General features: G+C 34.0%; 16 protein-coding genes. All 16 read left to right on the forward strand.

All coding sequences use genetic code 11. The features are described 5' to 3' along the window. The first annotated feature begins 141 nt into the window (after positions 1-141). The 16 genes from priA to porD all read left to right on the forward strand — a co-directional run bounded on the left by priA (position 142) and on the right by porD (position 13862). Positions 142-2592: a replication restart helicase PriA gene (gene priA, locus AABL87_RS08725; RefSeq protein ID WP_341277195.1), complete on the forward strand. Its 2451-nt coding sequence runs from the start codon at positions 142-144 to the stop codon at positions 2590-2592. 48 nt (positions 2593-2640) lie between these two features. Continuing rightward, on the forward strand, positions 2641-3177 hold the full coding sequence (locus tag AABL87_RS08730; RefSeq protein ID WP_341277196.1) for a DMP19 family protein: 537 nt from the start codon (positions 2641-2643) through the stop codon (positions 3175-3177). A gap of 121 nt (positions 3178-3298) precedes the next feature. Then, a complete protein-coding gene (locus AABL87_RS08735; protein ID WP_341277197.1) occupies positions 3299-3847 on the forward strand; it encodes a helix-turn-helix domain-containing protein in 549 nt (182 codons plus the stop codon). Between the two features lie 74 nt (positions 3848-3921). After that, complete coding sequence (gene rpsF / locus AABL87_RS08740; RefSeq protein WP_006260234.1) at positions 3922-4263, forward strand: 30S ribosomal protein S6; 342 nt, start codon at positions 3922-3924, stop codon at positions 4261-4263. Positions 4264-4268: 5 nt separating this feature from the next. Then, on the forward strand, positions 4269-4565 hold the full coding sequence (rpsR, locus tag AABL87_RS08745) for a 30S ribosomal protein S18 (protein ID WP_006260233.1): 297 nt from the start codon (positions 4269-4271) through the stop codon (positions 4563-4565). A 66-nt stretch (positions 4566-4631) separates the two neighbouring features. Then, positions 4632-5075, forward strand: coding sequence for a 50S ribosomal protein L9 (rplI, locus tag AABL87_RS08750; RefSeq protein ID WP_006260232.1), 444 nt, complete (start codon positions 4632-4634; stop codon positions 5073-5075). A 212-nt stretch (positions 5076-5287) separates the two neighbouring features. After that, a complete protein-coding gene (locus AABL87_RS08755; protein WP_006261969.1) occupies positions 5288-5917 on the forward strand; it encodes a hypothetical protein in 630 nt (209 codons plus the stop codon). A gap of 61 nt (positions 5918-5978) precedes the next feature. Then, positions 5979-6452: a DUF6495 family protein gene (locus tag AABL87_RS08760; protein WP_006260230.1), complete on the forward strand. Its 474-nt coding sequence runs from the start codon at positions 5979-5981 to the stop codon at positions 6450-6452. Positions 6453-6464: 12 nt separating this feature from the next. Further along, the gene (gene ligA / locus AABL87_RS08765; RefSeq protein WP_006260229.1) at positions 6465-8462 is read left to right on the forward strand and encodes an NAD-dependent DNA ligase LigA; all 1998 of its coding nucleotides are present in this window, start codon (positions 6465-6467) and stop codon (positions 8460-8462) included. 65 nt (positions 8463-8527) lie between these two features. Continuing rightward, positions 8528-9037, forward strand: coding sequence for a DUF6913 domain-containing protein (locus AABL87_RS08770; protein ID WP_341277198.1), 510 nt, complete (start codon positions 8528-8530; stop codon positions 9035-9037). Between the two features lie 14 nt (positions 9038-9051). Further along, complete coding sequence (gene dapA, locus AABL87_RS08775) at positions 9052-9933, forward strand: 4-hydroxy-tetrahydrodipicolinate synthase (RefSeq protein ID WP_006260226.1); 882 nt, start codon at positions 9052-9054, stop codon at positions 9931-9933. Positions 9934-9945: 12 nt separating this feature from the next. Then, a complete protein-coding gene (locus AABL87_RS08780) occupies positions 9946-10461 on the forward strand; it encodes a ferritin (protein ID WP_006261966.1) in 516 nt (171 codons plus the stop codon). 162 nt (positions 10462-10623) lie between these two features. Continuing rightward, the gene (locus AABL87_RS08785) at positions 10624-11430 is read left to right on the forward strand and encodes an outer membrane protein assembly factor BamD (RefSeq protein WP_006261965.1); all 807 of its coding nucleotides are present in this window, start codon (positions 10624-10626) and stop codon (positions 11428-11430) included. Positions 11431-11444: 14 nt separating this feature from the next. Then, on the forward strand, positions 11445-11756 hold the full coding sequence (locus AABL87_RS08790; RefSeq protein WP_006260223.1) for a DNA-directed RNA polymerase subunit omega: 312 nt from the start codon (positions 11445-11447) through the stop codon (positions 11754-11756). 20 nt (positions 11757-11776) lie between these two features. Continuing rightward, positions 11777-12985, forward strand: a complete 1209-nt coding sequence (gene coaBC / locus AABL87_RS08795) for a bifunctional phosphopantothenoylcysteine decarboxylase/phosphopantothenate--cysteine ligase CoaBC (RefSeq protein ID WP_006261964.1) — start codon at positions 11777-11779, stop codon at positions 12983-12985. Next, positions 12978-13862: a type IX secretion system protein PorD gene (gene porD / locus AABL87_RS08800; protein WP_341277199.1), complete on the forward strand. Its 885-nt coding sequence runs from the start codon at positions 12978-12980 to the stop codon at positions 13860-13862. The genes coaBC and porD overlap by 8 nt, the downstream gene beginning before the upstream one ends. Position 13863: the final 1 nt, after the last annotated feature.

Genomic DNA, 13863 nt, shown 5'->3' on the forward strand with positions numbered 1-13863 from the left:
CTAGAAGTAATGAGATGTTATATATTACAGAATATATATAACCTTGCGATAAATAAGAGCGAATATAGTACTGATGGGATGAGATAAAAATAAAGCGATTATCTTTGTAATTATTGATTTCTAAAAAATAGTACTATTAGTATGAATTACTTTGTTGAGGTTATTGTTCCATTAGCTTTAGACCCTACGTTTACTTATGCTGTAAGTGAGGCAGAATACGAGTTTATCCAAGTAGGGATGCGCGTAGCTGTTCCTTTTGGTCGTTCTAAAGTATATACGGCTGTGGTAATCGAAAAACACAATAGAGTACCTCAGTATTATGAGGCAAAAGAAATCAATGAGATTATAGATCTGACTCCTGTTGTCACTGAGAAACAGATCAGCTTATGGAAGTGGATAGCAGACTACTATATGTGTACGATAGGGGATGTGTATAAGAGTGCTATGCCATCACAGTTACTTTTAGAAAGTGAGACACTTATACAGTATAATCCGGATAGTACTATTAAAGCAGAAGAATTAGATGATGCAGAATATTTAATATATGAGGCACTTCAAGTACAGTCTATTCTTAAAGTAGAAGAGATTATAGCAGTACTGAACCGAAAGAAGGTCTTCCCTGTGATTAACTCTCTTTTAGAAAAGAAGATGATATTCTTACAAGAAGAGATGGTGGAGAAGTATAAGCCGAAACAGATTAGATATGTCAAACTAGCGGAGCAATACTTGGCTGAGAATGGTTTGGCAGATTTGATGGAAGTAGTCTCTCGTGCTGAAAAGCAAAGAGAGATGATCTTAAAATATTTTCAATTGCAGGCTGTGCACAAAAAGCCGATTACAGTCAAACAGTTAGTAGAAGAATCAGAATCTACATCTGGAGTAGTCAAAGCGCTTATTGATAAAGGCATATTTGAAGATTATTACTTAAACCAAGATCGTGTGATCTTCGGGGATGCAGTACAAGATATTATCGAGTTAAGTGATGAGCAGAGTAAAGCTCTTTGGGAGATCGGGCAGTCATTAGAAACGAAGGATGTCGTCTTACTACACGGTGTAACTGCGTCTGGTAAAACAGAAGTATATATCAAACTTATAGAGAAATACTTGGCAAATGAAGGACAGGTATTATTTCTGTTGCCGGAGATAGGGCTTACAACACAATTAGTGATGAGGTTGACTAGCTATTTTGGAAATGAAGTAGCGGTGTATAACTCAAAGTATTCACACAATGAACGATTAGAAGTCTGGGATCAGGTATTGAATAAGTCTGAAAAAGCAAAAGTGGTTATCGGTACAAGGTTATCTGTCTTCTTGCCTTTTCAGGATTTACAATTAATAGTGGTAGATGAAGAACAAGAAGGAAACTATAAACAGCACGATCCAGCTCCTCGATATCATGGAAGGGATGCAGCTATCGTATTGGCAAAACAGCACAATGCTAAAGTAGCCTTAGGATCTGCAACACCGAGCTTAGAAACGTATTACAACGCTACACAAGGCAAGTATGGTCTAGTGGAGTTAAAGAAGCGTTACACAAATGTAGTCTTGCCAGAGATTGTTTTGGTAGATGTAAAAGATAAATATAAACGCAAACAGATGACAGGACATTTCTCAGATCAGTTGATCGATGAGATAAATATGGCGTTGTCGTTAGAAGAACAGGTCATTCTGTTTCAGAACCGAAGAGGTTTCTCTCCTGTCGTAGAGTGTATGACTTGTGGAGCTGTACCAGAATGTCCTCATTGTGATGTGAGTTTGACATATCACAAGTATAAAAATGAGTTGAGGTGTCACTATTGTGGTTTTACGTTACCGATGCCCAAACAGTGTTTTAGATGCCACAGTGTGGATCTGAATACAAAAGGATTTGGTACAGAGCAAGTAGAGGAAGAATTAAAAGAGTTATTTCCGAATAAGCGTATTGCGCGTATGGATCAAGATACAACTAGAGGGAAGTATGGCTTTGAGAAATTAGTAGAGTCCTTTCAAGCGAGACAAATCGATATTTTAGTAGGAACGCAGATGTTGGCGAAGGGATTTGATTTTGATAATGTGAATTTGGTCGGAATAATGAATGCGGACAACAGTCTGTATCACCCTGACTTTAGAGCGCATGAGCGGGCATATCAGATGATGACGCAGGTAGCAGGTAGGGCAGGGAGAAAGGATAAAAAGGGTAAAGTGATCATTCAGACATTTAATCCGTATCACAATATCATACAGCAAGTGACTCACTATGATTATATGGGAATGTATAAAGAGCAGATGTATGAGCGATATAACTTTAAGTACCCTCCTTTTTATAGATTAGTTAAGCTGACACTAAGGCATAAAGAGTTCGAGAAGTTAAAAGAGGCTTCATTTTGGTTGTATAACAACCTGAAGGAGCAACTAGGTGTACCTGTTTTAGGGCCAGAAGAGCCTGCAATTAATAGGATACGCAATCAATATATACGAGTGATTTTAATTAAAATTCCTCAGAATGTACCTCTGATAAAGACAAAAGAGAATGTTCGAAAAATATTGAAAAGTTTTGAAGCGATAGGACAGTATCGCTCTGTGAAAGTAGTCGCTAATGTAGATTTCTATTAGCGGTCTTTTTAGAAGGTAAAAGAAGTGTTATAAAAAAGAAATAATAGTATGGAATTAAAAATTGTAGTATCACAAGATTCATTTAATAGTCAAGAGGCTTATGATATCGTTTATTCAAATATCACGTTTATTAACTTGGTAAGAGAAGAAGGAGGATTAATGGAAGAGACAGTTCACCCAGATGCAATCCTAAGTTATTATCTTGATTATTATTTAGCTCAATATAAGAATGGAAACTTCTCTCAGATTGTTTGGAATACTCAGGCTGATTATGAGTTTTTTGCTATTATAGCTGATGGGCTAGAGAAAATAGGAGCTACACAAAACTTAGCTCTTTTAAAGAAGCAACTAGAAGTTTTAAATAATATTGACGAAACTGTATTAGAGGCTTTCTGTGAGTCGGATTACTTCGGTACGAATCCTACAAGAGATCTGTTGAAGAATGATGACTTCTATAATCTAGAAGAGGATATCGTAGAGTTAAATGCGAAGTGGTTGAGAAATCACCCTGATTTAGATGTATTATCTATAGAAGGAATGTATCAGAGAGCAGAGGTATTATTAGACAAGAAAATAGAAAGATAAATAAGAGGGAGTGAAAAAGCTTAGATTTACTGAAGTGTCTTAGATATGTCATAGTTATGTCATAAGAAATATTATACATCTGATGTAGTTTTGAATTGTTTAAAATATAATAAAGAAAGCTATGAATGTATTAAGTCAAAAATTGAAAGAACTAAGATTGATAAAGGGGTTTTCTCAAGAAGAGTTAAGTGAAAGGTCAGGTATTAGTATTAGGACAATTCAACGAATCGAGAAAGGAGATAGTGAACCACGAGGAACGACTTTACAATTGTTATGTGGTGCTTTAGGGCAAGATATTAAAGATATTATTTCTGTTGAGAAGATAGAGCCAATTGTAAGTAGAAAGTATTATTTGTCAATATTAGTAGGGCTTATTATTCCTTTGGGAAATGTTTTAGGCCCTTTTATAGTTTGTATTAGCAATAATAGAGAGGAGTTTAAGAAAGAAGGGAAGCATATTATTTGTAATCAAATAGTTTATGCGTTGTTGTCGGCTTTTATCATTATTATCTGGACAATAGGAAAAATTAATCAGGTAGCTGGAATCAATTATGTTTTAATGTTTTTTCTTTGTTTGTCATTCGCTAATTATGGAGTTAGTGTTTACGCTTTATATAAAATGAATAAAGAAACAAAGAGAATGTTTTATTATCCGTTTTTTAAAAAATAAGAAATTAGTTTTGGATAGTATGTATAAAGTTGTATTTTTGCACCCAATTTTGTAACAAATAAAATTTAGTATTTATGAATCATTATGAAACTGTTTTCATCTTGAATCCCGTTTTATCTGAAACTCAGATAAAGGAAACAGTAGTGAAATTCGAAGAATTTCTTACTTCTAGAGGAGCTGAGATGGTAGCTAAAGAGGACTGGGGCTTAAAAAAATTAGCTTATGAAATCCAACACAAGAAAAGTGGTTTTTATCACTTATTCCAATTCACAGCACCTGCTGATATCATCATCAACTTAGAGACTGAATTCAGACGTGACGAAAGAGTTATGCGTTTCTTAACTGTAGCTTTAGACAAACACGCTGTATCTTGGGCTGAGAGAAGAAGAGAGAAATTAAAATCTAAAAAAGCTTAATTGTTATGTCAAGTATAGAGCAATCTGCAAAAGGAAAAAAAGACGGAGATATCAGATATTTAACGCCTTTAAACATTGAAACAAACAAAACTAAAAAGTATTGTCGTTTCAAAAAATCAGGAATCAAATACATCGACTATAAAGATGCTGATTTCTTATTAAAATTCGTTAACGAGCAAGGTAAAATTTTACCACGTCGTTTAACAGGAACTTCTTTAAAATACCAAAGAAAAGTATCTGTAGCGATCAAAAGAGCACGTCACTTAGCTTTAATGCCATACGTAGCTGATTTATTAAAATAATAACAAATCATAAAGTTGTTGGTTTTCATTCGTGAAACCTAACTTCTTATAAAAAGGACATCAACAATGGAAATTATCTTAAAACAAGACGTTCAAAAGTTAGGATTTAAAGATGACGTAGTAACTGTTAAACCAGGATACGGACGTAACTATTTAATCCCTCAAGGGATGGCTGTATTAGCTACTCCATCTGCTAAAAAAGTATTAGCTGAGAACTTAAAACAAAGAGCGCACAAAGAAGCTAAATTAGTAGCTGATGCTAAAGTTATCGCTGAGGCGTTAAAAGCTTTAGAAATCAAGATTGCTGTTAAAGCTGGTGGTGAAAAATTATTCGGATCTGTAACTAATGCAGATATCGCTGAGGTTTTCGCTAAAAATGGTCAAGAAGTTGACAGAAAATACATCACTTCAGGAGTTATCAAACGTTTAGGTAAATATACTGCTAACGTTCGTTTACACCGTGATGTAATCGTTGAAGTTGATTACGAAGTAATCGCTGAGCAAGAATAGTCTTAAAAGATTATATATAGAAAAGGCCTTCCATTTGGAAGGCCTTTTTTTTGCTATATAATTTAGCTAAATTATGTAAGGGAGGTTGGTTGATTACTAGTGTTTTTTTGTATCTTGGAAGTGTATAAAACTAAGCTGTGAAAAATAGCTTAATACTTCATTTATAGGAAGTAAGTAGTCGATTTAGTAGTGTTTAAAAACAAAAAGTAGTTATGAATAGATTAGTGAGAGTTTTAGGTATAGTTGTTATTGGGGTGTCTTTATTTGCTTGTAAGGATGACAAAGATACTTCTGGTGCAGAAGGAGAGGTGAAAGAAACAGTGGTGACAGATGAAAGTACTAATGAAAATAAGGTAGAAGAAGAAGATACAACTACACCATGGCAGAACTTATACGAGCAAGAACCTGCTATTCTAAAGAGTACTGAAAAGATATTTAAGATCGACAATAAGAAAGCTGTTACGCTAATGGATGAGTCGAATAAGATATCTGTGAGTAAAGATGGGCTTGAGACAGTATTAGCTGCGTTAAAGACTACTGCGGCTAAAGACTATTTAGGTGAAGACTTCAATAAGGCTGTAATAGCTAATGGTGGTACGGGAGTAGTGGTGAGAGTAGATGTGTCTCCGAATGCAAAGAATGATGGTTCTAATAAAAGAGGAAATTACTATCAATTCACTATTTATGAAAATTATGAAGATAGAATAGTGACGGTGGGTACATTCATTTTTGATGTAAGAACGTTGTCATTTTATGAAATGGATATTGTGGAGGCAGATTATGTGCCATTAAAGTATGCAGTGTCTATGAAGAAGTCTTTAGCAGAGATAGTACAGAATTAATTTATCACATTATACGAATTGAAATGAAGGTATTATCTTTGTTTCAAATGCAATTTATATTATGAAATACAGTAGGCTTACGAAAGAGCAGTTTGAAGAATTACACCCAGAGTTTATTAACTTCTTAGCTGCACAGCAGATAGATAAGAATGAATGGGATAAGATAAAAGAAGAAAAGCCAGAAGTAGCAGAACAAGAGTTAGATATTTTCTCAGATTTAATTTGGGAAGGAGTACTGACGAATGCTAAATATTTAGAACATTATTCTAAGAGCCATATATTTTTGTTTGGTTTCGACGATAAAGAAATCAAGACTATCGTAATTAAGAGTAAACAATCAGATATAGATCTTTTAAGTAAAGAAGGACTGCAATGGTTATCAGATGCAGTGTTTACAGAAGATGTGGAAGTGAGACATGGAGGAAAAAGCTTTGGAGAGAATCGCAATGAAGAAATCTTTAGTTTAATCCAACAAGGAGCTATTCTGAGTGATGGTCATTTATATGGTCAATTTAAAGAAATGTTGAAACTGTAATCGTTTTAAAAAATGGATATTAAAGCACAATTAGATTTACTTCGCAAAGAATTAAATGAACATAATTATAATTATTATGTGTTGGATAATCCAACGATTTCAGATTTCGATTTTGATCAGAAATTAAAAGAATTAGAGAAGTTAGAATTAGCTCACCCAGAATATTTTGATATAAATTCTCCAACACAAAGAGTAGGAGGTACGGTGACTAAGAACTTTGATACTATAGTACACCGTTATAGAATGTATTCTTTAGATAACTCTTATTCTAAGGAAGATTTATTAGACTGGGAACAACGTGTACAGAAAGTATTAGGTGATGTGCCAGTAGAGTTTACATGTGAATTAAAGTATGATGGTGCATCTATTACGATTACGTATGAAGATGGAGTGCTGGTAAGAGCAGTGACACGAGGTGATGGAGTACAAGGGGATGATGTGACTAATAATATTAGAACAATTAGATCAGTTCCTATTCGATTAAACGGAGATTATCCTCAGAGTTTTGATATTCGTGGAGAGATAGTATTGCCATTGGCAGGGTTTGAAAAGATGAATCAAGATTTGATAGAAATCGGAGAGACGCCTTATTCTAATCCAAGAAATACAGCTTCTGGTAGTTTGAAATTACAAGATAGTGCCGAGGTTGCAAAACGTCCTTTAGATTGTCTACTTTATAATATAGTAGGAAGTGATCTAGGGGTAACAACACAATATGAAAGTTTAGACAAAGCTAGAGCATGGGGATTTAAAGTTCCTACTATCTCTAAGTTAGCTAAGAATATTGATGAAGTATTAGAGTTTATAAATTATTGGGATATTCATAGACATGAGCTACCTTATGAGACAGATGGAGTGGTGGTTAAGGTCAATTCATTGCATTATCAAGATGAATTAGGGTATACTTCTAAAGCACCGAGATGGGCTATAGCATATAAATTTAAAGCTGAACAAGCAGAGACTGTATTAAACTCTATATCATATCAAGTAGGTAGAACAGGTGCTATAACTCCTGTAGCAAACTTGGAACCTGTACAGTTGGCAGGAACGATAGTAAAACGTGCTTCTTTACACAATGCAGATCAGATAGCGAAGTTAGATATTCGTGTAAATGACTCTGTATATGTGGAAAAAGGAGGAGAGATTATCCCGAAAATAGTAGGTGTGAATTTAGAGGCTAGACCAGCTGACTCTGAACGTACAGTATACATTAAGGAATGCCCTGAATGTGGTACTAAGTTAAAGAGAAGTGTCGGGGAGGCACAACACTATTGTTCAAATGTGTATGGATGTCCACCTCAAATAGCGGGTAGGATACAGCACTTTATCTCTCGTAAGGCGATGGATATAGAGGGGCTGGGAGAAGAAACTGTAGTACTGTTGTACAAAAATGAATTAGTAGAGAATTACGCTGACTTATACGAGTTAAAGAAAGAAGATGTTCTAGGTTTAGAACGCATGGGAGAGAAGTCTGCAGATAATCTGATAAAAGGTATAGAAGCTTCTAAACAGGTTCCTTTTGAACGTGTATTATACGCATTAGGGATCCGTTATGTAGGAGAGACTGTGGCTAAAAAGTTAGCAAATCATTATAAGACAATAGATGCTCTGGCAGAAGCTCCGTTAATGGAGTTGATAACAGTAGATGAAATTGGTGAAAGAATAGCACAAAGTGTAATAGACTTCTTTAGTAGTGATATTAATAAAGAAATAATTGCTAGACTAAAGGGATATGGCGTGCAATTTGTGTTAGAAGAAAAGGAGTCTACGGTAGTGTCAGATGTTCTTCTAGGACAGACATTAGTGGTATCTGGAGTGTTTGAACAAATGTCTCGCGATGAGATTAAACAAGCTATCGAAGATCATGGAGGAAAAGTAGGAAGTTCTATTACCTCTAAGACTAATTATGTCGTGGCAGGAGATAAAATGGGACCATCTAAGCTAGAAAAAGCAAATAAACTAGGTATTAAAATATTAACAGAAGCGGAGTTTATTGCGTTAATTCAATAATTCGATGTTAAATGTAGTATTACCTAATTAGCTATTTGTTTATCTTTACAAAAACAGTAACTTATATGTGGTTTAATACTTTAAAGAAAAGATCACTTCAAAAAGTAGTAGATAAGTCAACATTAAAAGCAGTACCGGTCGATTTTAAATATGATTTTAAAGAAATCGGTATTGTAGTAGATAAAGCAGAAGCTAAGGTTATTCCAGATTTGATTAAAAGTTTAGAAAAAAGAGGAATAGCAAGTTCAAAAATACATTTCTTGGTTTATGCAAAAGATAGCAAGAAGAATAATGAGGAGCACCTGTTTGGGATGAGTGAGTTCACATTAACAGGATGTATAGAGAATAAAGAAGTCCTTGAGTTTATTGAAAAGAAATGTGATTTGTTGATTAGTTATTATACGAATCCGACTTTGCCTTTATTATGGGTGACGTCGAAGTCAAATGCTATTTTTAAAGTGGGAGTTTCCTCAGAAAATACACAATTGAATCATTTTAGTTTAGCTTTAGAGCGATTAGATGTAGATAATTTTGTAGACAATTTATTTAAATATATTAACGTTTTTAAAAATTAATAATTAGAAGAACTATGCAATCACTTATTGGTACGGGAGTGGCATTAGTAACGCCATTTAACAGCGATTTTTCTGTAGATGTAGAAGCATTACAGAATTTGGTAGAATTTACAATAGCAGGAGGGGTAGAGTATCTAGTAGTATTAGGAACTACTGGGGAGTCAGCGACTCTTAGTAAGGAAGAAAAACAGTTAGTCAAACGTACCGTAATAAAGGCTAATAAGAAAAGATTGCCATTAGTATTAGGAGTAGGAGGAAATAATACACATGCTGTATTAGATGAATTAACACAGGAGAACTTAGAAGGGTTTGATGCTATATTATCAGTATCACCTTATTATAATAAACCTACACAAGAAGGAATTTATCAGCACTTCAAAATGATTGCTGAGAATAGTCCATTACCTATTATTTTATACAATGTACCTGGTAGAACAGGAAGTAATATGGCAGTAGGGACTGTAGTTCGTTTAGCGAATGAGTTTAAGAATATCATTGGTATAAAAGAGGCAGCGGGAAGTATGGTACAAGGGATGGAGTTAATCCGTCAAAGTACTCGCAAAGACTTTTTAGTAATATCAGGAGATGATGCGATCGCATTGCCTTTGGTGTTAGCAGGAGGAGCTGGAGTTATTTCAGTAATAGGACAAGGTGTTCCTCAAAAGTTTACAGATATGATTCGCCTAGGATTAAAAGGAGATATCAAAGAGGCATTTAAATTACAATATGAATTAATGCCTATTATCGATATGATCTTTGAACAAGGAAACCCTGCTGGAATCAAAGAGATATTAAAGTTAGAAGGAGTGATGCAAAATACGCTTCGTTTGCCATTGGTTAATGTAGATACAGACTTAGCTTCAAGAATCGAAAAAGAAATTAAAATACTGAATTAAAAAAAGAAAGTTATGTTATCAGAAAAATTAGAAAAAGCACTTAATGAGCAGATTAAAATAGAGGGGGATTCTTCTCAGATTTATTTAGAGATGGCTTCTTGGGCAGAGATTCAAGGATTCGAAGGGATTGCTACTTTTATGTTCGCACAATCAGATGAAGAACGTCAACATATGCTTAAATTAGTTAAATATGTAAACCAAAGAGGAGGACAAGCTGTTATCCCTGCTGTGACAAAGCCAGAGTTAGACCATACTTCATTTAAAGCGTTGTTTAAGCAATTGTTTGATCATGAGGTGTTTGTTTCAAAAAGCATTAATGAATTAGTACATATAGCTTTAGAAGAGAGAGATTATGCAACTCATAATTTCTTACAGTGGTATGTGTCAGAACAAATAGAAGAAGAAGCTACAGCACGTACAATTCTTGATAAGATAAACCTTATTGGAGATGATAAAGGAGGTTTATATTTATTTGATAATGATATTAAAAATTTTAACCAACAAGCGAATAATAACCCAGTGGTTTAATCGTTTAAGGAATAATGATTTATATGAAAAGATGTCATTTTAGACATCTTTTCTTTTTAATATAAAAAGCTTTTTGTATAATGCAATTATTAATTTAAATTTGCATTTGCTTTTACAGGACTATCTTGGAATTGCTTTTGTCAAAAACAACGAAAAACATTTATGAAAAAATATATAGGTTTATCTATTCTTGTGCTTTCAATAGCGAGCTGCGGTCCGATGCAAAAGGCTTTGAAGTCAGAAGATTACGAATATAAAAAGGAGGTAGCAAATCAGTTTTTTGAGAAGGGAAAATATAGAAATGCTATTCGTCTTTATGAACAATTAGAGACTGTTTATAGAGCGAATCCTAAAGCAGAAGATATGTTTTTTAACTTCGCTGAGGCGACTTATTTGACAAAAGACTATGAATTATCAGGGTTTCGTTTTAAAAACTTTGCGGCTACATATCCAAGAAGTGATAAGCGTGAAGAAGCTCTTTTAAAAGAGATTAAGTCTGGTGTCGCATTATCACCTGTGTACTCTTTAGATCAAAGAGTGACTTATGATGTAATAGATAAATTACAAAAGTTTATTGATCAATATCCTGGTTCTAATTTTGTATTTGAAGCTAATTCAATTATGCAAGAGATGAATGAGAAGATCGAGAGAAAGACTTATGAGAATGCAAAGCAGTTAAATACGATTGGAGATTGGACTAGAAATTACAATGCTGCTATCGTAGCATTAGATAACTTTATCTATGATTATCCAGGTACGAAATATAAGGAAGATGCCTTGTTCTATAAGTTTGATTCAGCTTATAAATTAGCAATGAACAGTGTGCATTATAAAATGGAAGAACGTCTGAATACAGCAAAGTCAATGTACGACGTATTAGTTCGTTTTAATGCAGAAACAAAATACAAAAAGCAAGCAGATGGTATGCTTGAAAATATACAAGAAGAATTAGCAAAATTTTCAAAATAACTTAAGCGAAAGAGATGGATTTAAAGAAAACAAATGCTCCAGTAAACACAATTACTTATAACAAAAGTAAGATTGAAGAGCCTACAGGAAATATTTATGAGGCTATTACTATAATTGCTAAGAGAGCAAACCAAATCAACACAGAAATCAAGAATGAGTTGGTTGACAAGTTGGAAGAGTTCGCTACTTACAATGATAGTTTAGATGAAGTATTTGAAAATAAAGAACAAATAGAAGTATCTAAATTTTATGAAAAATTGCCTAAAGCTCAAGCATTAGCTGTAGAAGAGTGGTTAGAAGGTAAAGTTTCATACAAAGAACAATAGAACATAAATAATACTTAGTGATGTCAAGTTTAGGCGGTAAAAAAATAATACTAGGTGTAACTGGTGGAATTGCCGCGTATAAGACGGCACACTTAGTACGTTTACTTATAAAAGCAGGTGCCGAGGTTCAAGTGATCATGACACCTGCTTCTCATCAATTTGTAACTCCTTATACTTTATCTACTTTATCAAAGAATCCAGCATATACAAATTTCTTCAATGATGCTGGTGAAGGAGGGACATGGAATAATCATGTTGATTTAGCACTTTGGGCTGACTTAATGGTCATAGCTCCTGCGACTGCCAATACATTAGCGAAGATGGCTAATGGATATTGCGATAATCTCTTAATGGCAATCTATCTATCTGCTAAGTGCCCTGTTATGGTAGCACCTGCGATGGACTTAGATATGTATGTGCACCCTACTACAGACCGTAATTTAGCTTTGTTAGAAAGTTATGGTAATCTTATCATTCCTGCTGAAGAAGGTGAACTAGCAAGTGGTTTAGTTGGGAAAGGTCGTATGGCTGAACCTGAGACAATCTTGCAGGCTGTAAAAGATGTGTTGTTAAATAATTTGCCTCTAAAAGGAAGAAAATTATTAATAACTGCGGGGCCTACATACGAACCTATAGATCCTGTGCGTTTTATAGGTAATCATTCTTCTGGAAAAATGGGGTATGATATTGCTCTAGAGGCTGCTAAGCAAGGTGCTGATGTAGTATTAGTGTCAGGTCCTAGCAATCAGAAAATAGCGCATGAACGAGTAAAGGTTATCTCAGTTATGTCTGCTATGGAGATGTATGAGGCATGTCATCAGTATTATGCTGATGTAGACGCTGTGGTTGCTGCTGCTGCAGTAGCAGATTATCGACCTAAAGAAGTAGCTACTGAAAAGATTAAAAAGAACAGTGAAGAGTTTATAATAGAAATGGATAAGAATCCTGATATATTAGCTTCACTAGGTGCTATAAAGAAAGAACAGTTTCTGATAGGTTTTGCACTAGAAACTCAAAATGAGATAGAACACGCAAAAGCTAAAATCAAGAAGAAGAATTTAGATTTAATTGTTTTAAATTCTTTAAAAGATGAAGGAGCAGGTTTTGGAAAACCAACGAATAAGGTTACCTTTATAGATAAAGATTTTAATATAGAACCTAAGGAATTAAAATCTAAAGAAGAAGTAGCTCAGGATATTATATATAAGATAATTAAACATTATGAATAAACTTATTTGGCTTTTTGGTTCGCTTTTTATAGTTCTAAACAGTTATGCTCAGGAGCTTAATGCAATAGTAACGGTTAACCATAGCCAAGTAGGAAATAGTAATCAAGCTTATTTCAAATCACTAGAGAAATCACTTAAAGATTTTATAAACAATACCAGTTGGACATCTAAGAAGTTTTCTCCAGTGGAGAGGATAGATTGTATGTTCTTTCTGAATGTAACTACTTACGGTAATAATACAGTATCTGGAACCCTTCAGGTCAAATCATCTAGACCTGTTTATGGATCTGGATATTCTACACAAGTATTATTGTTCAACGATAAGGATATTGTTTTTAATTATATTGAGTTTGAATCTCTTTATTACAATCCCAATTCATACGACTCTAATTTGACTTCTTTGATAGGATTTTATGCGAATCTAATTATAGGATTGGACGCAGAAACGTTTAGTAAAGGTGGAGGGAGTACTTATTTGCAAACAGCAAATGGTATAGCTTCTATTGCTCAGCAAGGAAATTATAGAGGATGGAAGCAAGGGGATGGTAGTAATACAAGATATTCTTTTATTAGTGATTTAGCTTCGGGAGTTGGAGAGGCTTATAAAGATGCTTTATATAAATATCACCGTTTAGGATTAGATCGTATGAGTGATAATGTAGCGGATGGAAGAGATGGTATTCTGCAAGCTTTAATAGCTTTAGAAGGTTTTAATTCTACTCGACCAAATTCTTTTCTGACACGTGTTTTCTTTGATTCTAAAACAGATGAGTTGATAGGAATATATGGTGGAGTGACAGATAAAAATAAGAAACGTGTAGTGGAATTATTGAATAAATTAGCTCCATTAAATGGATTAAAATGGAATAGTCTTTAGT

Origin of the sequence: Myroides sp. C4067 (assembly GCF_038039665.1) — a bacterium.
In the GTDB taxonomy this organism is placed as follows: Bacteria; Bacteroidota; Bacteroidia; order Flavobacteriales; family Flavobacteriaceae; genus Flavobacterium; species Flavobacterium odoratimimum.